This window comes from Halarchaeum sp. CBA1220, from assembly GCF_003721175.2.
GTDB lineage: Archaea > Halobacteriota > Halobacteria > Halobacteriales > Halobacteriaceae > Halarchaeum > Halarchaeum grantii.
Window position 1 is genome coordinate 292,609 of record NZ_CP054708.1, and the last position, 22,526, is coordinate 315,134.

General features: G+C 73.1%; 16 protein-coding genes. 13 read left to right on the plus strand and 3 right to left on the minus strand.

The window, feature by feature from the left end; translation table 11 throughout:
* Window positions 1–18: 18 nt before the first annotated feature.
* Both EFA46_RS11955 and malA read right to left on the minus strand, forming a co-directional pair.
* Window positions 19–4,524: a glycoside hydrolase family 15 protein gene (locus EFA46_RS11955; protein WP_123077746.1), complete on the minus strand. Its 4,506-nt coding sequence runs from the start codon at window positions 4,522–4,524 to the stop codon at window positions 19–21.
* Window positions 4,525–4,547: 23 nt separating this feature from the next.
* Window positions 4,548–6,542, minus strand: a complete 1,995-nt coding sequence (malA, locus tag EFA46_RS11960) for an alpha-amylase MalA (protein ID WP_123077748.1) — start codon at window positions 6,540–6,542, stop codon at window positions 4,548–4,550.
* Between the two features lie 88 nt (window positions 6,543–6,630).
* Here malA and EFA46_RS11965 point away from each other — a divergent pair, with 88 nt between their 5' ends.
* Window positions 6,631–7,080: a hypothetical protein gene (locus EFA46_RS11965; RefSeq protein ID WP_123077750.1), complete on the plus strand. Its 450-nt coding sequence runs from the start codon at window positions 6,631–6,633 to the stop codon at window positions 7,078–7,080.
* Between the two features lie 54 nt (window positions 7,081–7,134).
* Window positions 7,135–7,644, plus strand: coding sequence for a hypothetical protein (locus EFA46_RS11970; RefSeq protein WP_123077752.1), 510 nt, complete (start codon window positions 7,135–7,137; stop codon window positions 7,642–7,644).
* A gap of 6 nt (window positions 7,645–7,650) precedes the next feature.
* On the opposite strand, the gene EFA46_RS11975 is transcribed toward EFA46_RS11970, so the two are convergent.
* Entirely contained in the window at window positions 7,651–8,682 is a 1,032-nt protein-coding gene (locus tag EFA46_RS11975) for a glycosyltransferase family 4 protein (protein ID WP_176969896.1), read from the minus strand.
* Window positions 8,683–8,859: 177 nt separating this feature from the next.
* Here EFA46_RS11975 and malQ point away from each other — a divergent pair, with 177 nt between their 5' ends.
* The 11 genes from malQ (at window position 8,860) to EFA46_RS12030 (ending at window position 22,511) form a co-directional block, all read left to right on the plus strand.
* Entirely contained in the window at window positions 8,860–10,353 is a 1,494-nt protein-coding gene (gene malQ, locus EFA46_RS11980) for a 4-alpha-glucanotransferase (RefSeq protein ID WP_123077756.1), read from the plus strand.
* Window positions 10,354–10,458: 105 nt separating this feature from the next.
* Window positions 10,459–11,364 carry a DMT family transporter gene (locus tag EFA46_RS11985; RefSeq protein ID WP_123077758.1) on the plus strand — a complete coding sequence of 302 codons (906 nt, stop codon included), beginning with the start codon at window positions 10,459–10,461 and terminating at the stop codon, window positions 11,362–11,364.
* 39 nt (window positions 11,365–11,403) lie between these two features.
* A complete protein-coding gene (locus EFA46_RS11990; protein WP_123077760.1) occupies window positions 11,404–11,625 on the plus strand; it encodes a hypothetical protein in 222 nt (73 codons plus the stop codon).
* 149 nt (window positions 11,626–11,774) lie between these two features.
* Window positions 11,775–12,338 carry a hypothetical protein gene (locus EFA46_RS11995; protein WP_123077762.1) on the plus strand — a complete coding sequence of 188 codons (564 nt, stop codon included), beginning with the start codon at window positions 11,775–11,777 and terminating at the stop codon, window positions 12,336–12,338.
* A gap of 36 nt (window positions 12,339–12,374) precedes the next feature.
* Window positions 12,375–13,748, plus strand: coding sequence for a PQQ-binding-like beta-propeller repeat protein (locus tag EFA46_RS12000; protein WP_123077764.1), 1,374 nt, complete (start codon window positions 12,375–12,377; stop codon window positions 13,746–13,748).
* Window positions 13,745–14,986 carry a PQQ-binding-like beta-propeller repeat protein gene (locus tag EFA46_RS12005; protein ID WP_123077766.1) on the plus strand — a complete coding sequence of 414 codons (1,242 nt, stop codon included), beginning with the start codon at window positions 13,745–13,747 and terminating at the stop codon, window positions 14,984–14,986. The genes EFA46_RS12000 and EFA46_RS12005 overlap by 4 nt, the downstream gene beginning before the upstream one ends.
* A 213-nt stretch (window positions 14,987–15,199) precedes the next feature.
* Window positions 15,200–16,657, plus strand: a complete 1,458-nt coding sequence (locus tag EFA46_RS12010) for an NADH-ubiquinone oxidoreductase-F iron-sulfur binding region domain-containing protein (protein ID WP_123077768.1) — start codon at window positions 15,200–15,202, stop codon at window positions 16,655–16,657.
* Window positions 16,658–17,590 (plus strand): 2Fe-2S iron-sulfur cluster-binding protein, encoded by a 933-nt coding sequence (locus tag EFA46_RS12015; protein ID WP_123077770.1) that lies wholly within the window; start codon window positions 16,658–16,660, stop codon window positions 17,588–17,590.
* Window positions 17,587–19,863 (plus strand): formate dehydrogenase subunit alpha, encoded by a 2,277-nt coding sequence (fdhF, locus tag EFA46_RS12020; protein ID WP_123077772.1) that lies wholly within the window; start codon window positions 17,587–17,589, stop codon window positions 19,861–19,863. The genes EFA46_RS12015 and fdhF overlap by 4 nt, the downstream gene beginning before the upstream one ends.
* Window positions 19,863–20,588, plus strand: coding sequence for a DUF1641 domain-containing protein (locus tag EFA46_RS12025; protein WP_123077774.1), 726 nt, complete (start codon window positions 19,863–19,865; stop codon window positions 20,586–20,588). The genes fdhF and EFA46_RS12025 overlap by 1 nt, the downstream gene beginning before the upstream one ends.
* 3 nt (window positions 20,589–20,591) lie before the next feature.
* The gene (locus EFA46_RS12030; RefSeq protein WP_123078424.1) at window positions 20,592–22,511 is read left to right on the plus strand and encodes a molybdopterin oxidoreductase family protein; all 1,920 of its coding nucleotides are present in this window, start codon (window positions 20,592–20,594) and stop codon (window positions 22,509–22,511) included.
* Window positions 22,512–22,526 lie beyond the last annotated feature (15 nt).

Consider the following 22,526-nt stretch of genomic DNA (forward strand, 5'->3'; position numbering starts at 1 on the left):
GTTCGACCTCGCGCGTCGCTAGCGCGTGAGGCGTCGGACGCTCGTGCGCGCGGTGGAGAGCTCGGGCGTCTCGGCGGCGGCGACGACGACGTCGCTCGCGGCGGTGTCGAGCGACAACGCGAACGCGCCGCCGTCGGGCCTCGCCACGGCCGTCTCGCCGCCGGCTTTCGCGGCGACGAGGACGCCGTCGGTCTCGCCCGTGACGCGCAGCGCGTCGCCGTCAGCGTCGAGGGAGACGTCGAGCGTGGGGCGGGCGTCCGGGTCGGTGTGTCGGCCGCCGTGATAGCGCTCGGCGACGACCGCCGGGGTCTCGACGGGTTCGCCGGCGTCGATGCCGAGCGCGAGGCGGGCGTACTGCGCCATGCTCCACGAGAGCGGGGTGGCCGAGCCGGTGCCCTCGCCGAACTCCCAGCCGTACTTCGTCGGGTGGCGGCGGTCCCAGACCTGCTCGGGGAGCATCTGCCCCGTGTTCGCGAACGCCGCCATCGTTCGGAGCCACGGCCGCGCCGCGTCGGGACCGCCCGCGCGGAGCTCGTACTCGCCGCGCTCGCCGGTGAGGAGCGGCCAGAGGCGCCCCGTTCCGTTCGACCCCGGCGTCCACGGCCCGCCCTTCTCGCCGGTGGCGCGCTCGCCGTAGCCGTCGCCGTTGTAGCGGTAGAACGCGGCGGCCTCCCCGACGTCCACGCGGATGGTCGCGTCAACCTCGCGGAGCGAGTTCCGAATCACGGGGTCGTCGGCGGGCTTGATGCCGAGGCGGACGAGTTCGAGGAAGCCCGCGTCGAGGACGTCGCGCTCGTCGAGCGTCGGACCGGCGTTCGCGAGGCGGCGTGCGTGGCCGGCGTCCGGGTTCCCGTCGCGCGTCACGCGGACGTAGTAGGGCGTGCTCCGGTGGCGCCCGGTGCCGTCGTCGGTGGCGGTCCACTCCTCGACGCGGCCCGCCCACTCGTCCGCGAGCGCGAGCCACGGGAGCGCGTCCCCGACCCGCCCGGTCTCGTCGGCGAGCGTCCCCGCGCAGACGAGGCCCGCGATCTCGGCGGCGATGGTCGAGGGCGAGTAGCCCGCCTCCTCCTCCCAGCGCTCCTGCTGGCTCGACGGGCCGTTGCGCGCGACGTAGTCCGCCGAGCGCCGGACGTGCTCGTAGCCGTACGCGACGTCCTCGAAGCCGACGCCGGCCGCCCAGAGCTGGTAGGCCATCACCTGCGGGAGCGCGACGTTGTCGAGTTGCTCGCCGCCCCAGCGCGTCACGCCGTTCACGTAGGTGTTCTGCGGGACGAAGCCCGTCTCGTCCTGCTGGTGCTCGTAGACGTACGTGAGGTGGCGCGCCGCCGTCTCGGTGTCGCCGGCGGCGAGGAAGACGCTGAACACCTGATAGAGGTCGCGCGCCCAGACGAAGTTGTAGCCGTCGCCGGCGGCGGACTCGACGGTCACGGCCTCCCCCCACGGGACGGAGGGCGAGGCGACGGCCGCGCCGCGATACGTCTTGTCCTCGACGGCGAGCAGGGACGCGACCGCCGTCCGGTACTGCGCGGCCAACTCGGGGTCGTCGCGCACCTCGTCGGGCGTCGAGACGTCCGCGAGCGCCGTGCGCCACGTCTCGACGTAGGCGTCCCGGACGGCGTCGTAGCCGCGTTCGAGCGCGCGGCCCGCCTCGTCGAGCGCGCTCGCGGTGTCCCCGCGCCGCGCGAAGCCGAGCGCGAGCGTCCGCGACACGCCCTCGCCGATGCCGAGGCGACCGACCAGCACGGCGCTCTCGTCGGTGAGCGACGGCCGCGCCTCCGGGAGCGCGTCGCCGGCGAAGAGCGCGTCGAGTCGCGATCCGCCCGCGGCCGCGACGCTCGCCCAGTCGAAGCCGTCGCTCGCGCGCAGTGCCACCGCGACGGCGTGACGCGTGCCGTCCGCGTCCACGAGCCGGGGGTCGTGTTCGCCGTCGGGGTCGCCGGTGGGCTCGCGCGCGAGGAGGTCGTGGGCGCCCGCCTCGCCCGCCACGTAGGCGCGTCCGGGCGCGTCCGCGTTCGCGAGCGTGACGTCGCCGACGGCGTACACCTCGTAGGTGCGGCCGTCCGCCGCCTCGAAGTCGACGTCCGCGAGGAGCGCGTCCCCGCCGGGGTCGGTGGCGTACTCGGCGGTGAGCGTCCACTCGTAGTCGTCGCCGACGCCCGTCTCGGCGATCACGTGTCGGTAGCGGAGCGCGTCGTCGCCGACCGGTTCGACGCGGCGGCGAACGCCGTCGTCCGGGTCGCCGCGCTCGGCGTGCGTGCGGACGGTGTGTCCGTCGGCGGGACAGCGCACGAGGAAGTCGAGCGTGCGGACGTTCGCGACGTCCACGCGGGGGAAGCGCACCTCCGAGAGCGCGCCGCGCGTGAGCGTGAACCACACCTTCGAGGGGTCGGCGGTGTCGCCGTCGGCGGCGGTGCAGACGCCGTACTTCTCGCCGGTCGTCCAGCGCGGGCGCTCCGGCGGCGTCGCCGTCGACGCGTCCGGGAGCGCGCCGCGGTCGGCGAGGAGCGCGGTCGCGTGCAGGCGGACGGCGTGCGACCAGCCGAGCGGCGTCGCGCCGTCGAGCGTGCCGTCGTCGAACGCCTGCTCGGCGAGCAGCCCGGTCCCGGTGGTGAACGGGCCGTCGTCACCGAGCAACTCGTAGTAGGCGCGAGCGCGCTCGCGGAACCGCCCACCGTCGCGGCCGTGCGCCGCGAGGAGCGCGTCGAGGCGCGCGCACGCCGTCGCGCCGAGCGCCGTCGTCAGCGACCAGACCTTCGGCTCGGCCTGCCCGTCGGCGCGCCACGCGTCGCCCGTGTAGCGCGCCAGCCCCGCGACGTCGCCGCGCGCTGGGTCGCGGTGGAGCGCGTCGAGCGTCGACTCGACGTGCGCGCGGAGGCGCTCGAGGTGCGTCTCGGAGAGCGACCCCTCAGTGTGCTCGGCGTACGCCGCGAACGCGCCGACGAGTCGGAGGCTGGCGGCGTCCGCCCGGTCGTCGGGTTTCCCGTGGTCGAGGCGCATCGCGTAGCGCCCCTCGCCGGGGAGCCAGAGCGCGTCGAGCGCGTGCACGAGGTCGTCGGCGCTCGCGGCGGCGTCGGCGGTCGTCGCCGCGTCGAGCGGCGCGCCCGCGACGGCGACGTACGCGTCGAGGTAGGTCGCGGTGGTGTGCGCGAACTGGCCGGCGGCGTCCTCCCAGCAGTTCTGACAGCGCGCCGGCAGGCCGTTCGCGGCGATGCTCGCGTCGAGCGCGGCGACGCCGTCGCGCACGGCTTCGCGGATCGAGGTGGCGAGCCCCGGCGGGAGGCGCTCCTCGCGGGCGGCGAGGAGGCTCGCGAGGAACGCGGTCGCGGCCGCCGTCTGGTCGGCCTGATAGTCGTCGCCGTCGGGGCGGCCCTCGACGCGGGCGTTCGCCCACCCGGGCGCGACCGTTCCGTCGCTCGCCCAGACGCGGTGGGGCCACGTGCCGTCGGCGAGCTGCGCGTCGCAGAAGCACTCGGCCGCCGCGAGGAGGTCCGCGTGGACGTCGAGGCCGAGGCGGTCGCCGGCGTCGAGGAGGCGACGCGCGGCGCTCGCGTCGTCGCGGAACCAGACGTAGCCGTACCCGCCGGAGTTGGCGTAGAACGGGTCGAACTCGGGGGCGGCGACGCGCCCGCCCGCCTCCCCGCGCAGGAACGCGAGCGTCCGGAGGTCCGTCCGGACCTGCCCGGGGAGCGGCGTCCCCTCGGGGACGTCGACCGCGTGTCTGCCGCGCGCCGTCGCGCGGACGTCGTCGGCGCTCGCCTGCCCGGTCGCCCGCGCGCGAACGTCAGCGAGCGCCGCCTCCCGGCCGGTCTCGCCGTGGGCGGCGAGTCGCGTGACGAGCGTCGTGCGCACGCCGCGCTCGCCCGCCTCGAGCGGGGCGCTGAGGAGGAAGTCGCCGGTGAGTCGCGACTCGCCGCCACCGCCGGCGCGGGGGAACGACACGGCGTCGGCGTCGACGTCCTCGGCGAACGACTCGGGGCGCTGGCCCTCGATGCGGTCGAGGCCGGTGGAGGCCGCGACGTAGTCGTGCTCGCGGCGGTGATAGACCTCGAGCGCGCGCGTCTCGTCCGGACCTGCCGACTCGTGGACGAGCGCGCCGACGTTCTCCTGTCCCTCGGGCGCGGCGGTCAGGAAGGCGACGAGGCGGGCGTCCGGCGGGACGCGCCCCCGGACCTCGACGTGCGTGACGTGCGAGCGCCCGAGCGTGAGGTCGTACTGGTGGACGGTGAACGCGCCCGCGTCGAACTCCGTCTCGACGAGCGTCGTCCCCCGGTAGTAGTGCTGGTCGAGGGTGTCGAGGCCGTCGAACCAGTCGACGCCCGCGTCGGTCTCGATGCCGAGGCGGGAGCGGTCGATGCCGTGCAGACCGCAGAGGGGCGCGCTGTGGTCGCGGAGCGCCCCGCTCTCGGAGACGTGGACGAGCCGTCCCCCGTCGCCGGCGAAGGTGCCGCGCGTCGTCCGCGTCTCCTCGGGGAACCGCTCGCCGCGCTGGCGCTTGTAGTCGTTCAGCGCCGTGGTGAGCCGCATGCTCCTACGAGGGCGCGCGGCCGTTATAGTCGTTCGCCGGGCGGCGCGGCGCGCGCTGCGAGCGCGTCGGGGGTCGTCGGGAGGACGACGACGTCGTCGACGGTGACGGCGTCGCCGCCGAGCGCGTCGCCCGTCACGGCGTCCACGGCCGCGGCGTCGACGTCGAGCGAGACGGTCGCGCTCCCCTCGGCGAAGTTGCAGAGGACGACGGCGGCGTCGGCGTCGCGCGGGTCGCCATCGGAGCCGCTGGCCGTCGCGTCCGGGGCGACGCGGCCGTACGCGACGACGCGCTCGTCGTCGCCCTCGACCACCTCGTAGTCGAGGCGGCGGAGGTCGCCGCCGGCGGCGAGCGCCGGCATCTCGCGGCGCATCCCGAGCAGTCGCCGGTAGTGCGCGAGGAGCGCGTCGTCGGTGTGCTCGGGGTCCCAGACGACGGCGTCGCGTCGCCCGAGCTGGCCGAGCTCCTGGCCGGCGTAGACGAGCGGCGCGCCCGGGAGCGTGCAGAGGACGCCGGCGGCGGCGAGCGACGCGGGGCGGCCGCATTCGACGCGATAGCGCGTCTCGTCGTGGTTCTCCATGTAGAGGAGGAAGCGCGCGTGGTCGGGGAACCCGCTCTCGCGACGCGACTCGACGGCGTCGAGGACCGCCGGGGCGGGCGCGTCGCCGCGCCCGACGCTCCGGAGGGAGGCGTACGTCGTCGAGTCGAAGTGGACGTCGAACATGCCCTCGTGGAAGTTCGGGATGTAGGGGATCGTCTCGTCGAGGAGGAGGAACTCCGAGTCGTGGTCCTTCACGCGCGCTCGGACCTCGCGCCAGAAGCCGTCCGGGACCGCCCACGCCATGTCGCAGCGGAAGCCGTCGACGAGCGGCGCCCACTCGTCCACGGCGTCGAGGAGGTGGCGCCGGACGTCGAGCGTGCCGTAGTCGAGGTTCGCGATGAGCTCCCAGTCGAAGTACGTCTCGGGCTCGCCGGACTCCTGCCAGTCGTACCAGTCCCGGTAGGGGCTCTCCGGGTTCTCGTAGGCGTCGCGGAAGAAGGGGTGTTCGCGCCCTGTGTGGTTCAACACGAGGTCGAAGAGCACCTTCATGTCGCGGGCGTGGGCCTCCTCGACGAGGCGCTCGTAGTCCGCGCGCTCCCCGAGGTCGGGCGCGATAGCGAAGAAGTCCGTGATGTTGTAGCCGTGCGGCGCGTCGTCGTTCGCGAGGACGGGCGTCAACCAGACGGCGTCGACGCCGAGGTCCGCGAGGTGGTCGAGGCGCTCGGTGATCGCGTCGAGCGTCTCGCCGTGCGCGGCGTCGGGCGCGAACGTCCGCACGTACACCTCGTAGTAGGCGGCGTCGGCGGCCCAGTCGGGCGCGTCGTAGCGGCGCTCGACCGACACCGCGTCCCCATCGCGCGTGATGGCGACGGCGTCGGCGACGCTGTGCCCGCTCTCGCCGACGGCGACCGCGTGGACGCGCTCGCGGCCGTCGAGTTCGGAGACCGGCACGCGGAGCTCGCGCCCCTCGACGGTGGTGGCGTCCGCCGAGAGGGCGTCCCGGTCGTCGAGGGCGAAGACGACGTCGAGGTCGGCGGCCGACTCCGCGCTCTCCGGGTGCGCGCGCGGCGTCGCCGTGAGGACGACCTCGTCCCCCTCGCGGTGGCCGTCGAGCCTGACGCGCGGCCGGCCGCGCGCGTCCCCGCGCTCGGCGTGCGGGTAGCCCGCGTCGCCGTCACCGGGCGCGTCGCGCGCGCCGCCGCTCGCGCCGGGTGGCGCTCGGGTGCCGCGCTCGCCCGACGCGGAGAAACAGCGGACGGTCTGGTGGTGCGTACCGCTCGGCGCGTCGAGCGCGAAGACGTACGTTCCGGGCGTCTCCACGTCGACCTGCTGAACGGGGCGGTCGGTGAGCGTGACGGCCGCGTCTGCGGGCGCGCGCTCGAGCGACCAGCGATACGACGCCGCCGGGTCCGGGTCCCACGGCGCCAACTCGACGGTGTCTCCGACGGAAACGAAGCGCGGCGGCCCGACGTGATCCATTCTCATACGACAGTTCGGCGAGCGGGGGCTTGTCGGTTGCGGTGCGAACCACCGGAAACACCATGGCGTCGCTCGCCGAAAGGGACGTATGTCCGATTCCGACGCGCCGCGAGTGAGCGTCGACGCGACCGTCGACGCTGACGGGACGGTGATCACCATCGCGGGGACGCGCGACGCCGCCGTCGTCGTCTACTCCGCCTCGGGCGAGGAGATCTACCTCCCGCCGGAGGACTTCGAGGACCCCATCGAGAACCTGCGCTCGCCCATCGACAGCCCCTACGAGAGCACGCTCCCGGACAGCCCCTACGACCCCGTCGACGAGGACGACGAGACCCCCTACGACCCCGCCGAGGGCGACCCCGGGCCGTACGACCGCGCGGACGACGAGGCCGACCCCTACGCCGCGATGGGCGGCCGGAACACCGGCCACGGGCCCGGCGAGCGCGTCGTCGGCGTCGAGTCCACGCCGTCGGGCTTCCGCATCGTCCACCCCGAACCCGCCCACGACGTCCGCGTCGTCGGCGAGCCACGCGAGTAGCCCGACGGACGACACCCCCACCGTTAAGTCGTGGCCGTCGAGTGAGTGCGGTACATGGTTTCGTCGGCGGTAGTCGCGGTCCTCGGCACCCTCGCTGGCGCCGCGCTCTCGGCAGGAGTGACGATACACACCACGAGGGTGCAGGAGGTGAATCAGAACCAGCGGCGACAGGCGGAGTACCTCATCGAGAAGAAGGTCGACCGGCTGACGGAGCTACACGAGTCGTTCACGCGGTGTCGCGCCACGCTGGCCCCGCTCGCCGAGTCCGGCACGTACGCGGCCTACGACCGCGAGGACGAGCGGGAGTTCGACGAGATGGTCGACGAGTATCACCGGTCGATACACCGCGCGCGGATATTCGTCTCCGACAGGCAGTTCGAGACGCTCCTGGACGCGCTCCTCGCGTTCCAGACGGTCACGGAGCGGGCCGGCGCGGAGCGCGCCGAGGAGGTGTCCGCGCCGATACTGGACGACGACCGGTCGTTTCGCGACGTCATGGCGGCGGCCGACGAGGTGCTGCGAGAGGAACTCCACGAGCCGGTGCGCGCGCTCGAGAGCGAGTGAGAGGCGCTACGCGAGCAGCGACTCGTAGAGCGCGACGTAGTCGTCGGCGACGTCCGTCCACGTGCGCTCCTCGAAGTCGGGGACGCCGTCCATCGCGAGCGCGGCGTCGATGCCGTCCGCGATGGCGTCGGAGTGCGAGTCGACGAGGACGAGGCAGTCGTCGGGGAGCACTTCGGCGGCGCCACACTCGGTGGTGACGACGGGCGTCCCCGTGGAGAGGGCTTCGACGACGGTCATGCCGAAGGGCTCGGCGAGCGACGCGGAGACGAAGGCGTCCGCGCTCGCGTAGTAGTCGGCGAGTTCGGCGTCGGGCACGTAGCCGACGAACTCCACCTGGTCGTCGACGCCGAGCAGTTCCGCGAAGCGCTCGAGCTGGGCGGTGAGGTGGCCGGAGCCGCCGAGGACGAGCGTCACCTCGGGCCGGCGGAGCTTCGACATCGCGTAGAGGAGGTGCGTGATGCCCTTCTGGTGGGTGTGTCGGCCGACGAAGAAGAGCATCGGGCCGTCGATGCCGAGTTCGTCCTTCACGTCGCGACCGGTCGGCTCGACGCGCTGGAAGCCGTTGTGAACGACGTCGGCGTCGCGGCCGTAGAACTCGCTGACGCGCCCGGCGGTGAGGTCGCTGACGGCGACGAGGCTGTCGGCGCGGTCGGCGATGCGCTGTTCGGTCTCCACCTCGTAGTCCGGCGGGTTGAGGTTGCGGTCCTGCGTGAGCGAGTGGAACGTCGTCATCCACTGGACGTCGTGCGTGGACTGCGACTCGACGCCGGGGTCGTAGCCGAACCAGTCGTGGGTGTGGACGACGTCGGCGTCGGCGGCGCGCTCAACGAACTCCTCGGAGAGGCGTTCGATGCGCTCGATGACGTCCCCGTCGCCGGTCGGGATGCCGTGGATGGCCGCGACGTCGTCCGGTGCGAACTCCGCCGGGAGGACGAGTTCGACGTCCACGTCGTCGCGGTCGTCGAACTCCCAGAAGAGCGAGCCGACGAAGGTGTCGAGTCCGCCGCTGATGTTCGGGGGGAACCCCCACCCGAGCATCAGGACTGACGGGGGCATCGCTCACCACCGGCGGTGCGAACTGGTGACGGCGTACGCCCGGCGCGTCGCTGTTCCATTATCACCGCTGGGTGGCGGGCGAGTATCACTCTGCTGTGGGTCGCAAGTATTGCCGTCAGTTCGGCAACGTTCATGGCGGGCCGCCCGGTAGACGGACGCATGAACTTCGAGCGAACGAGCGGTGTCTTCTGTCACCTCACCTCGCTCCCCGGCGGTCACGGCATCGGCGACCTCGGCGCGGGCGCGCGCGCCTTCCTCGACTTCCTCGACGCCGCCGACCAGTCGCTCTGGCAGTTCTGCCCGCTCGGCCCGACGACCGGCGTCCACGGCCACTCCCCGTACAGCTCGCCCTCCACGTTCGCGGGCAACCCCCTCCTCCTCGACCTCCACGCGCTCCGCGACCAAGGGTGGTTGACCGACGCCGAGCTCGAGGCGCCCGCCGCCGCCGAGCCGACGCGCGTCGACTACGAGGCCGTCGCGGCGTTCAAGCGCGAGCGCCTCCGAACCGCCTTCGAGCGCTTCGAGCAGAGCGCGGACGCCGGCGAGAGCGACGCCTTCGCGGCGTTCCGCGAACGCGAGCGCGACTGGCTCGCCGACTACGCGCTCTACCGCGCGCTCAAGCGCGTCCACGGCGGCGAGTCGTGGACCGAGTGGCCCCGCGAGCTGCGCGAACGCGACCCCGACGCGCTCGCCGCCGCGCGCGAGGAGCACGCCGACGAAGTGCGCTATCACGCCTTCGTCCAGTGGCGCTTCGACGAGCAGTGGCGCGCGCTCCGCGAGGCCGCCAGCGAGCGCGACATTCGTCTCCTCGGCGACGTCCCGATGTACGCCGCGCTCGACTCCGCCGACGTCTGGGCGAACCGCGAGGCGTTCGCCGTCGACACGGCCGGCAACCCCGAGGCCGTCGCCGGCGTCCCGCCGAGCGCCGGCGACGACGGCCAGCGCTGGGGGATGCCGGTCTACGACTGGGACGCCCTCGCCGCCGACGACTACGGCTGGTGGGTGCGGCGCCTCGACCGCCTCTTCGACCTCGTCGACGTCGCGCGCCTCGACCACTTCAAGGCGTTCGACGCCTACTGGGCGATCCCCGCCAACGCCGCGAGCGCCGCCGACGGCGAGTGGCACCCCGGTCCCGGCGCGGCGTTCTTCGAGCGCGTGCGCGAGGACCTCGGCGACCTCCCGTTCGTCGTCGAGGACCTCGGCTTCCTCGACGACGGCGTCCTCGGGCTGCGCGACCACCTCGGCTTCCCCGGGATGCGCGTCCCCGAGTACGCCGACTGGTGCGCCGAACACCACCGCTACAAGCCCAGCGACTACCCGCGCGACTGTGTCGCCTACACGTCCACCCACGACACCGACACCGCCGTCGGCTACTACGAGTCGCTCGGCGAGCGCCAGCGCGACTGCTTCGACTACGCCCTCGACTTCGACGGGGACGAGTCGCCCGCGTGGGCACTCCTCGACGCCGTCTGGGACTCGCCCGCCGTCGTCGCGATGACGACGCTGCCGGACCTCCTCACCCTCGGGAGCGACGCGCGCCTCAACACGCCCGGCACCGGGACGGGGAACTGGGCGTGGCGCGTCGATGAGGGCGCGCTCGCCGACGACCTCGCCGCGCGACTCGCCGACGTCACCGCGAACGCGCGCCGCTGACCGGGGCCGGGAGCCCCCGACGCACGGGCGACCCGTCGCCGCGCAGTCTCGTGGTTCGTGGCCGTTCCGTCGCCGTTATCACGGCCGGCCCGCCTCCACTCCACGATGGCGAGACGCGACGCCGCACTCTACCTCGCACTCGCCGCGTCGTGGGGGACGGCGTTCGTCGCGACGGACGCCGCGCTCGACACCGTCCCGCCGGTTCCGCTCGCCGCGCTCCGCTTCGACCTCGCCGCGCTCCTCCTCGTCGGCGTCGTCCTCGCCACCGGGCGGTCGTTCCGCCCGCGCGGATGGGGCGACTGGGCGCCTATCCTCGTCGGCGGCCTCTGCAACATCGGCCTCCACCACGCCCTCCTCTTCGCCGGCCAGCGGACGGTTCCGCCCGCCGTCGCCGCCACGCTCCTCGGCCTCGTCCCCGTGCTCACGCCGGCAGTGACGCGGTTCGCGCGACCGGACGAACGCCTCTCCGCGCTCGGCGTCGCCGGCGTCCTCGTCGGCTTCGGCGGCGTCGTCCTCATCGCCGACCCCGACCCGTCGAACCTCGCCGCGAGCGCCGGCGTCGGCCTCGTCCTCGCGTCCGCCGTCGCGTGGACGGTCGGCGCGGTGTTCACGCGCGAGGACGACGCCGATCTCGGCGGCCTCGCCCTCCAAGCGTGGATGCTGCTCGTCGGCGCGCTCGCGCTCGACGCCGCCGCGTTCGCGATTCCCGGCCAGTCGTTCGCGATGGCGGCCTTCCCGCCGGAGACGACGCTGTGGGTGCTCTACCTCGCCGTCGTGCCGGGTGCCGCCGGCTTCCTCGTCTACTTCCGCCTCCTCGACCGCCTCGGCCCCATCGAGATGGGGCTGCTCGAATACGTCATCCCGCCGTTCGCGGCGGTGTTCGGGTGGCTCGTCCTCGGTGAGGGAATCGAGGCCTCGACCGTCGGGGGCTTCCTCGCGGTGCTCGTCGGCTTCTGCCTCGTGAAAGCCGGCGCGCTCCGGCGCTACGTCCGCGTCTGGCTCGGCGGCTGAAGCGAAACCGCTACCCGGCCGGCCGCCCCACCGCCGCCCGTGTCCCTCCACTCGCTCCGCCTCCAGCTGTTCGGCATCGCGTTGATACTCGTCGGCGGCCTCGCGTCCGTGCAGGCCGCCGCGACCGGCTACGGCTACTCCGATGTCTACCGCTACGTCGTCCTGCTCGGCCTGCTCGCGGCGCTCGCCGGCTTCCTCGGGCCGCTCCTCGCGGCCGGCGACGCCGACGCTGGCGCGACCGACGAGGAGGCGGAGGGCTGACTCGGCTCCGCGTAGCCCACGCCTGCGGGGGGTCTCCGTTCGCACGGCACGTGGTTTCGCCGCTCGCCCCGCCCGGGCGCGTCACAGATACCGACCGAATACTGCCGCTGGGGAGAACGGTTATCCGCTGGCCGACGCACGTGTCCAGTATGAGCGACGACCTCTACGAGACCGCAGAAGACCTCGCGAACGACCTCGTGCGCGACGACATCACCGTCCTCTCGCGACCGGACGTCAACCACCGTCTGAAGACGCGACTCGACGTCTCGAAGGTGGACCACGACGTCGTCACCGAGGGCTTCGAGAGCGCGGAGTGGGAGTACAGCCGCCACCTCTACTTCCACCCGCAGGGCCTCCACAGCGAACTCCTCGACGTCGCGGACGGGTTCCGGAGCGACGGCCGCCTCCTCGTCGCGCACGACGAGGTCTGCGACGAGCTCGCGCGAGAGAGCGAAGAGGAGGAGCCCGTCCGCGACCACGTCTCCGGCTGGCACCAGGGCGAGTTCGACGAACTCGTCCGCGAGTCGCTCGACGAGGCGGGCTGGCGCCACGAGACGGTCGAGCGACGCGGCCACGAGCTCCGCGTGTACATCCGCCCGCTCTACGACGTCTTCGAGGAGAACTACCCGAGCGGGAAGTCCCCGCTCAACACGAACGAGCTCTTCTCGCACTACCTCTCGTCGTCCATGTCGGACGCGCTCGAACGCCAGTAGAAGCTTGAAGTGCTGGGGCGACGTTCTAGTCGCCCGATGCGCCGCCCCGCCCTCCACTCCGCGAGCGCGCGTCGGCAGAGCCGGCGCGGGTTCCTCACGGTGTCGCCGCTCGGTTCGCGCCGGCAGAGTCGGCGCGATTTCCTCGCCGCGCTCGGCGCGACTGGTCTGAGCGCGCTCGCCGGCTGTTCGACCCTCGCGCCGCGCGGCCCACTCGAGGAGACGCCGCCCGACGACCCGGACGCGCCGTGGCCGACCGCGCACGGGACGCCCGCGAACGACGGCCGCGCCGCGACACTGGGGCCGCCGGACGACTCGGCCGTCGCACGCTGGGACCTCTTCGAACACGCCGACGCCGTGCTCGCGGCGTACAGCGCGCCCGTCGTCGGCGACGAGTACGCCTACGTCGCGCGCGTCCCGAACCACGACTTCGACGCCCGCGAGGACGCGTCGGGGCGGCTCTTCGCCGTCGACCCCGAGAGCGAGACGCTCGCGTGGACCCGCACGCTCACCGTGCCGGCGAGCGGGCCGCCCGCGCTCCTCGCCGGCCGCGTCGTCGTCGCGACGACCGCCGGCGAGCTCCTCGCGTTCGACGCCGAGGACGGGACGGCGCGGTGGAGTCGCGTCCTCGGTGCACCGGCCGCGCCGCCGACGACGACGGCGGGCCGCGTGTTCGTGGGGGACGGCGACGGCCGCCTCCACGCGCTCGCGCCCGACGGCACGCGCGTCTGGTCGGCCGCTCACGGCCCGGCCGTCGAAGGGCCGGTCGTCGGGACGCGCCCGCGCGCCGTCGCGAAACCCACGGTCGGCGAGGCCTTCTGCTTCGCCGTCTTCGGGCGGGAGGACGACCGCACGCTCGTCGCCTATCGCCTGCGCGACGGCGGCGTCGCGTGGACGCGCGACTACCCGGGCACCCGCGTCGGCCGACCGCCCGCCGTCGACGCCGGCGTCCTCTACCTCCCCGAGTCCGGCGGCCTGCGCGCGCTCGACGCCGCGACCGGCGAGGAGCGCTGGTTCCACGCCTTCGGGACGTACCGCGCGCCGAGCACGCCGGCGGTCGGCGACTCGCGGGTGTACGTCGCCGCGAAGAACGCCTACGCGCTCGACCGGGAGACGGGGCGCGAGCGGTGGCGCTACGTGAACGCGAGCACCGGCCACGTCGACTACCGACACCCGCTTCGGGCGTCGCCCGCGCTCGCCGACGACGGCCTCTACGTCGGCGTCGGCTGTCTCGAGGCGGCGACCGGCGAGGCGCGCTGGGGAGAGTTCGGGAACGACCCCGAGGAGACGGCCGACTACTACGGGGCGACGAGTGAGGGCGTCCCCGCGCGCGGCGGGCCGGCGGTCGGCGACGGCGCGCTCTACGTGACGATGCGCTACGGCCGCCTCTACCGCTTCGGGGGTGGGCGATGACGCACGACGGCGGCGAGGGGTCGTCGCGCCGGCAGAGCCGGCGCGGATTCCTCGCCGCGGTCGGTGCGGCGGCGACGAGCGCGCTCGCGGGCTGTGGCGGCGTGTTCGGTGGCGGCGGGGACGACGACCCGGTGACCGTGGCGGTCGACCCGTCGCGCGACCTCGGGACGCCGGAGTGGCCGGTGAGTCGCGGCGACGCCCGGAACACGAACGCGTTCCCGCGAGGCGCGGGCGTCGGGTCGTCGCTCGCGCTCGACTGGGCGACGACGCTCGGCGGGAACGCGGCGGCGGTTCCGCCGGTCGTCCGGGCGGGTCGCGTCGCGACGTCGAACGGCTGGCACGACGCGTACGGCCTGCGACCGGACGGCACGGTGGCGTGGACCACCGAGCACCCGGACGGCGTGACGACGGTGTCGCCGGCGTTCGTCGGGGGCGTCGTCGCGCTCGTCGCGGACGGCGACCTCGTGGGGTTCGACCCGTCGGACGGCACGGCGGTGTGGTCGGCGTCGCTCCCGGGGCCGGACACGTTCGCGTGGCTGACCGGGGCGGACGACACCGTGGTCGCGGCGACCGACCTCGGCGTCGCCGCGCTCGACGCCGCGGACGGGACGCGCCGGTGGTATCACCGGACGGGCATGGGGACGCAGGGGCCGCCGGCGCTCGCGGACGGCGTCGTCTACGCGGCGAGCGAGGACACCTACGTCTACGCGTTCGACGCCGAGACGGGCGGCGTGCGCTGGCGGGCGAAGACGGACGCCCGCGTCGGCCCGCTCGCCGTCGCCGAGGGGCGCGTCTACGCCGCCGCCGAGGACGGGGTGCTCCACGCGTTCGATGCGGCGGACGGCCGCGAGCGCTGGACGGCGGCGCTCGCGGGCCCGGCGTCGACGCTCGCGGTGACCGGGGGACAGGTGTTCGTGGGCGTGAGCGCCGCCGCTCGCCGCGACCACCTGCGCGCCGTCGACGCGGACGACGGGTCGCTCGGCTGGCACGCGGACGCGTTCTCCGGGTGGGCGCTGGCTGCGGGCGTCGACGTCCTCTACGCGTCCGTCGAGGCGAGGGAGGACGGCGGCTTGACGACGCTCGGCGCGCTCGACCCGGCCACGGGGCGGGTGCGTTCGCGGCTCTCGACGGCCGGCCCGCGCGTCTACAACGGGCCGGCGGTGGTCGAGGGCGCGCTCTACGGCGCGGGCCTCGGCGAGGGCGGCGTCCTCGCGGCGAGGGTAACGTCAGGTGATTGATGCCCGGCTATCGATGTTAAAGCTAGGTGTTCGCGCAGGAGTGAGAGCAGAAACCACGGTGCGAGACAACACGAATCACGGAGGCGTCGCTGTCCAGCGGTTTCGCGGCTTCCAGGGCGGTGAGCCGGCGACCGGCGAAAAGGGGCGGGATGGTTCGAAGCGAGTAACTATTTTTGCCTCCGGTGAGTGTGGGTGAGTGAATGGTGACTCGTAGTGGCTAATCTGCAAGGACGAACGACCGCGGTTCGCGTCGCCGGGACGGACGCGAGTGCGGTCGTCGAGGACGTGGCGGGCGGCGACGTACCCGTCGCCGCCGTCGGCTCGACCGGGGTGCGCGCGCTCGAACCGCTCCTCGTCGCGACGCACGACGGGGAGAGCGCGTTCGTCGCGAACGCGGACGCGGGCGACGTCGAGGCGGCCGTGGCGGCGCTCGGCGACGGCGACCTCCCGGACGGCGCGGACGCGCGCGTCTCGCACGGTGACACGCCGACGTCGCTTCCCGCCCCCGACCTCGACGGCTTCGCCGGCGACCGGGCGGCGCTCGCACGCTGTGGCTGGATCGACCCCCGAGACCCCGAGGCGTACGACGCGGCCGTCGGCTTCAGCGACGCCGACGCCGACGCCGTCATCGACGCCGCCGCCGACCTGCGCGGGCGCGGCTGGGGCGACTGGAGTCAGGACGAACCGCTCGGCGACCTCTGGGCGGGCGTGCGCGAGCGCGACGACCCCGCCGTCGTCGTCGTGAACGCGCACGGCAACCCCGGGGACGCGCTCCTCCTCGAGAGCGACCCGTTCGCGGTGCTGGACGGCGCGAACGCGGCGGCGCGCGCCGTCGGCGCGGACGCCGTCTTCGTCTACGCGAGCGAGGGCGACGACGCGGCCGCCGCGAGCGCGCACGCGGCCGCCGACGCCGGCGACTTCGACGTCCCCGTCGAGGTCGTCGAGGGGCCGGCGGTGTATCGCGCGGCCGAGCCGACGATGGCCATCGAGGCCATCGAGGGCAACCACCGACTTGAGGCGCGCCTGCGCCCGCCCGGCCCCGAGGTCGAGGGCGTCTACGGCGACCCGACGGTCGTCCACACCGCCCGAACGTACGCGCATCTCGCGGGCGCGCTCGCCGGCGCGTCGAGCGACTCGCGCGTCGTCTCCGTCACCGGTGACGTCGCGACGCCGACGACGGTCGAACTCGACGAGAGCGCGACCGTCGCGGACGCCGTCGACGCCGCCGGCGTCGGGGAGTACACGGCGGCCTGCGTCGGCGGGAAGTTCGGCGGGCTGACGCGCGACCTCGACGTCGCGCTCGCCCCCGACGCGCTCTCGGTGAACGACCTCGGCACCGAGGGCGTCGTCGAGGTGCTCGGCGCCGACGAGTGCCCGGTCGCGTTCGTCGGCCGGCGCGCGAACGTCGCCTCCGAGACGAACTGCGGTCGCTGCGTCCCCTGTCGCGAGGGGACGACGCAGCTCACGGAGAAGCTGCGCGACGTCTACGACGGGACGTACGACGAGGAGGGTATCGAGGAACTGAGTCGCGTGATGGCGTCGACGAGCATCTGCGCGTTCGGGCGCGACGTCCCGCGGACGGTGCGGACGGCGATGGACGAGTTCGACGACGCGTTCGAGGCGCACGCCGCCGGGGACTGTCCCACGGGGGCCTGCACGGGTGAGCTATAGATGAGTTCAGAACACGTAGACGGACGAGAGGCACCGCCGCTGACGGAGACCATCGCGCCCGGGACGGCGACGGACCCGGACGTGAAGAGCGAGGACGCGGCGACCGTCTCGGTCGACGGCGTCGAGGTCGAGGTCCCGGAGGGCTCGACGGTCATCGAGGCCATCGAGGCCGTCGAAACGGCGGGGAACGTCCCCGCGCTCTGCTACTACGACCGCGACAGCTCGCAGGCCGAGAAGATCGGCCCGCGAAGCGAGTGTCGGACCTGCATGGTCGAGACCGAGGAGCACGGCATGGTGCCCTCGTGTAGCTTCCCCGCCGAGGACGGCCTCTCCGTCTCCACGGACGCCGAGGCGGCGACGGAGGCCCGCGACGTCAACCTCGACCTCGTCCTCTCCGACCACAACCTCCGCTGTACGACCTGCGGGAAGAACGGCCGCTGCGAGCTCCAGGACGCCTCCATCGACAACGGCGTCGAGGAGCCGCGCTACGGCGTCTTCGACGACCGGGAGGCCTACGAGCCCCTCGATGACTCCAGTGACTTCATCCAGATCGACCGCAACAAGTGCATCCTGTGTAATCGCTGCGTGGAGGCCTGCAACGACGTGCAGGTCGAGGGCGTCCTCCGCATGGAGGGCTCCGGGCAGGACACGCGCATCGGCTTCCAGAACGGCGCGGAGACGATGGAGGACTCGACGTGCGTCTCCTGCGGGCACTGCGTCACCGTCTGCCCGACCGGGAGCCTCGTCGAGCAGGACATCGCGGACGCCGCGACCATCCCGCTCCCCGGCTTCAGTCAGAAGAACAGCATCGGCAAATCCCTCGAGAGCAGCGGTAAGGAGACCAAAGGACCAATGACACGCATGAAGAGCGACGAGCCGAAGGACCTCACGAGCGAGGCGCGCACGGAGGAGAACCCGGGTGACTGGCTATGAGTAGCGACGAGCGAAAGGAGGGCGTCGCCGGGTTCATGCAGCGCGCGAAGGAGCAGGCGAACCGGAACGTCGAGCACTTCGCCGAGGGGATGGCCGCCGGGTCGATGCCGGAGGGGAAACTCTTCGACATCGCCCAGCAGATCAGCGACAAGCGCCTCGGCGAACTCACCGTCGACGACACCACCTGTGGCTACTGCGCGGTCGGCTGTCGCTTCGACGTCTACACGGACGGCGAGGAGGTGCTCGCGACGCGCGCGACCGACCCCGAGAAGTCGCCTGTGAACGACATCTCCACCTGTGTCAAGGGGAAGTTCTCCTACAACTTCGCGAACTCCGAGGAGCGCCTCACTGACCCGCTCGTCCGCGACGAGAACGGCGAGTGGCGCGAGGCCTCTTGGGAGGAAGCGCTCACCCGCGTCGTCGAGGGCTTCCAGTCCATCATCGACGAGCACGGCAACGAGGCGATGAGCGTCATCGCCTCCTCGAAGGCGACGAACGAGGAGAACTACCTGATGGGCAAGTTCGCCCGGCAAGTACTGGGAACGAACACGGTCGACAACTGCAACCGCCTCTGTCACTCCTCGACGGTCGCCGGCCTCGCGAAGACGTACGGCTACGGCGCGGCGTCGATCAGCGTGAAGGACTTCGACGAGGCCGACCTCATCTTCCTCACCGGGTCGAACACCACCGAAGCCCACCCCGTGCTCGGGACGCGCGTCAAGCAGCACGTCAAGGAGGGCGGCGACCTCATCGTCTTCGACCCGCGCGAGACGCAGATCGCGGAGTACGCCGACCAGTACACGGAGATTCGCCCGGGCTACGACACCGTCTGGGTGAACGGCGTCACGCGCTACCTCATCGAGAACGACCTCTACGACGAGGAGTTCGTCGCCGAGCGCACCACCGGCTTCGAGGAGGTGAAGGAGGCCGTTGACGAGTTCACCCTCGACTACGTCGAGGAGGTCACGGGCGCGCCGCCCGAGGAGATACAGGCGGCCGCCGAAGCCATCGCCGAGGCCGACCGCACCGTCTTCGGGTGGACGCTCGGCATCACCGAGCACTCCCACGGGACGGACAACGTCGCGGCGCTCGCGAACCTCGCCGCCATCACCGGGAACCTCGGGAAGCCCGGGACGGGCGTCTCCCCGTTCCGCGGCCAGAACAACGTCCAGGGCGGCGGCGGCGACATGGGCCCGCTCCCGGACAACTTCCCCGGCTACCAGAAGGTCGCGGACGACGAGGTGCGCGCGAAGTTCGAGGAGGCGTGGGACTGCGACATCCCCGCCGAGCGCGGCTACTACACGACGGAGATGTTCAACGCCTTCGAGGACGGCCCGCTCGAGGGCATGTACTGCATCGGCGAGAACCCCTCGCTCTCCGAGCCCGGGAAGAAGCACGCCGACGAGGTCCTGGAGGAGATGGAGTTCCTCGTCGTGCAGGACCTCTTCCTGAACGAGACCGCGAAGTACGCGGACGTCGTCCTGCCGGCGGTCTCCTTCCTCGAGAAGGAGGGGACGTTCGCGAACACCGACCGGCGCGTCCAGAAGGTCAACCAGGTCCTCGAGAAGAAGGGGAACGCGAAGGCCGACTGGGAGATCCTCCAGGAGCTCGCGAACCGCATGGGCCGCGAGTGGAACTACACGAACACGAACGAGATCAACGAGGAGATGCGCTCGCTGACGCCCATCTACGGGGGCATCAGCCACGAGCGCATCGAGGAGGAAGGCGGCATCCAGTGGCCGTGCTGGGACGAGGACCACCCCGGGACCGAGCGCCTCTACACCGAGGAGTTCAACACCGAGGACGGGAAGGCGAACCTCGTCCCGGTCGGGTACGCGGAGCCGATGGCGCCCCAGACCGAGGAGTTCCCGCTCACGCTCACCACGGGTCGCGTCCTCTACCAGTACCACACGGGGACAATGACGCACCCCGAGGAGGGCATCATGAAGTACAACGACCGGGACTTCGTCGAGGTGAACCCCTCGACCGCCGCCTCCTACGGCATCGAGGACGGCGACCCGGTGCGCATCGAGTCCGACAAGGGCGAGATCGTCGTCACCGCACAGGTGACCGAGCGCGTCGGCGAGGAGACGGTGTTCGCGCCCATCCACTTCGCGGAGACGGCCGTGAACACCCTCACGGACTCCGAGCGCCTCGACCCGGAGGCGAAGACGCCGGAGTTCAAGGCGACCGCCGTCCGCATCAGCCCCGTCGAGGGCCGGGACTCGGTGAGTCGCCCGAACAACGTCGAACCCGCTCGGGGTGACGACTGATGGCGAAGCCCGCCCGCTCCGTCCCGGATTCGGCGACGAACCGCGAGCCCGAGCGCCCCGAGGAGGGCCGCGAGGCGCTCGAGGCCGTCATCGAGGAGTACGGCGGCGACTACGCGGACGCCGCCGAGTACACGGACGAGCTCGAGAACGTCATCGAGACGGCCATCCTCGTCATCTCGAGCGCGGACGACGAGGAGGTCGACTACGTCACCGAGTCGATGGTGACGCTCGTGAAGGCCGGCGACGCCATCAGCAACGAGGGCACCGTCACGCTCGCCGAGTCGTTCGGCGAGAACTCCGAGGAGTTCGCTGACCTCCTCGAGGACGTCGTGCGGATGCAACAGGAGGGCCACCTCTCGAAGTTCATCCGCATCGCGGAGACGCTCGCGGAGCCCCTCGACGAGGACGACGCGGACCGGCTCGCGACCACGGTCGGCGAGAACGCCGACGAGCTCGCGGACGTCCTCGACTCGCTGATGGAGCTCCAGAAGGCCGGCCAGCTCGAGGACCTGCTCGACCTCGCGTCGACGCTCTCCGTGCTGGAGGCCGACGAGACGACCGCGAACGCCCTCAACGACCTCCTCGGCGCCGTCGGCGAGGCCGAGGAGGAGTCCGAGCCGATGGGGTTCCTCGGCGCGCTCGGCGCGCTGCGCAGTCAGGAGGCGCGTGCCGGCATCGGCTACGTCGTCGAGATCCTGAAGGGCCTCGGCCGCCGTACTACCTAGGTGATGCAGGACGCGAACGCGGCATCGCACGCGAACGACCGGGACGCAGCGGACGCGACGGTCTGCCCGCTCTGCGCGGTCGGCTGTCACCTCACGCCCGGCGAGGACGGGGGCCGCGCGCGCGGCGTTCCGGGGCCGGCGAACCCGAACGGCCGGCTCTGTGCGAAGGGCGCGAACGCCTTCGAGAGCGTCCGCGACGACGAGCGCCTCACGACGCCGCTCGTCCGCGAGGACGGCGACCTCGTGGAGACGGACTGGGAGAGCGCGCTCGCGCGCGCCGCCGACGGCCTCGGCGGCGTCCGGGACGCCCACGGCGCGGACGCGCTCGCCTTCTTCGGCGCGCCCCACTGCTCGAACGAGGAGAACTACCTCCTCGGGAAGCTCGCGCGCGTCCTCGGGTCGAATCACGTGGACAACCGCGCGCGCCTCTGTCACGACAACGCCGCAGACGCGCTCGAGTCGCGCGTCGGCTACCCCGCCTCGACGCTCGGGATGGCCGACCTCGCCGAGTCCGACCTCGTGCTCGTCGTCGGCGCGAACCCCGCCGTCCAACAGCCCGTGGCGTTCAACGCGTTCGTCCGCGCGAGCGACGGCGGCCTCGTTCACCTCGACCCGCGCGCGAACGAGACGACGCGCGCCGCCGACGCCCACCTCGCGCCCCGCCCGGGGACGGACGCGCTCCTCCTGCAGGCCGTCGCGGCGACGCTCCTCGCGGCCGAGGAGCACGACGCGGCGTTCGTCGCCGAGCACACCACCGGCTTCGACGCGTATCGCGACGCGCTCGCCGACCTCGACGTCGCGGCGGCCGCGGCCGCGACCGGCGTCCCCGTCGCCGAGATCAACGACCTCGCGGCGGACGTCGCCGACGCCGACGGCGTCGCCGTCATCGCGGGCACGGGCGTCGAGGCGGACGACGGCGCGACGGTGGACGCGCTCCTCGACCTCCTCTGTCTCAGCGGGAGCCTCGGCCCCGAGAGCGCGGCCGAGGGCGGTGGCTTCGCGCTCTTTCGCGGGCTGAACAACGAGCAGGGGGCGAGCGACGTCGGCTGTCGCCCCGACCGCCTCCCCGGCCACCGGCCGCTCGCGGACGGCGCGGCGCGCGACCGCGTCGCCGACGTCTGGGGGACGGAGATACCAACGGAACCCGGCCTCGACGAGACGGCGGCGCTCGCGGCGTTCGGCGAGCGGATTCACGGAGCGCTCGTCGTCGGGGAGAACCCGGCGGTGTCGAAGCGCGACGCCGACTGGACGGCCGAGCGCCTCGAGAGCCTGGAGTCGCTCGTCGTCGTCGACGTCTACGAGACGGACACCACCGCGCACGCGGACATCGTCCTCCCGGCGGCCGTCGGCCTCGAGAAGGCGGGGACGGTCACGAACCTCGACCGGCGCGTGCAGGCGCTCGCCGCCGTCGCGGACCCGCCCGGCGAGGCGCACACGGACTTCGAAATCCTCTGCGAGCTCGGGACGCGCCTCGTCGGCGACGGCTTCGACTACGCCGCGCCGGCGGACGCGTTCGCGGAACTGCGCGCCGTCAGCCCCGTCCATCGGGACGTCGCGGTCGGCGAGCGCTGGGGGAGTGACGGCATCGCCACCGCCGACGGCCGCGCGGCGTTCTCCGAGGCGGACGTCTCCGTCGAGGCGGCGGACACGGAGGGGCTCGCGCTCGTCGTCGGCAGTCGCGCCGGCGGGTTCGGCGCGAGCGACCTCCGGGCGGACGACGCGCTCCACCTCAACCCGGCGGACGCCGCCGCGCTCGGCCTCGACGACGGCGACGCGGTGCGCGTCAGTACGGACGGCGCGAGCGTCGAGACGACGCTCACAGTCTCCGAGGGCGTCCGCGAGGGCGTCGCCTTCCTCCACGCGGACGTCGCCGACCCGCTCGTGCGCGCGGGCGCCGCGACCGTCGACGTCGAGGCGCGCTGAGGACGCCGGAGTCTT